Origin of the sequence: Enterobacter sp. UNJFSC 003, assembly GCF_036903355.1 — a bacterium.
Lineage (GTDB): Bacteria > Pseudomonadota > Gammaproteobacteria > Enterobacterales > Enterobacteriaceae > Enterobacter.
In genome coordinates this window covers 1-280 of sequence record NZ_JBAKHK010000126.1, presented here as the reverse complement: position 1 = coordinate 280, position 280 = coordinate 1, and the positions used below count along the sequence as shown (strand labels likewise).

Sequence of the window (280 nt, the reverse complement as noted above, 5' to 3'; positions counted from 1 at the left end):
AAGTGGACCCAACTCGAAATCAACCGTAACAAGCAACAGGCAGGCGTGACAGCCAGCAAACCAAAACTCGACCTGACAAACACAGACTGGATTTACGGGGTGGATCTATGAAAAACATCGCCGCACAGATGGTTAACTTTGACCGTGAGCAGATGCGTCGGATCGCCAACAACATGCCGGAACAGTACGACGAAAAGCCGCAGGTACAGCAGGTAGCGCAGATCATCAACGGTGTGTTCAGCCAGTTACTGGCAACTTTCCCGGCGAGCCTGGCTAACCG

General features: G+C 52.9%; 2 pseudogenes. Both read left to right on the top strand.

The annotated features are described in order from the left end of the window. Positions 1–111 (top strand): annotated as a pseudogene (locus V5P19_RS23420) (replication protein O); the annotation flags it as partial. Further along, positions 108–280, top strand: a pseudogene (locus V5P19_RS23415) (Replication protein P); the annotation flags it as partial. The pseudogenes V5P19_RS23420 and V5P19_RS23415, both read left to right, overlap by 4 nt.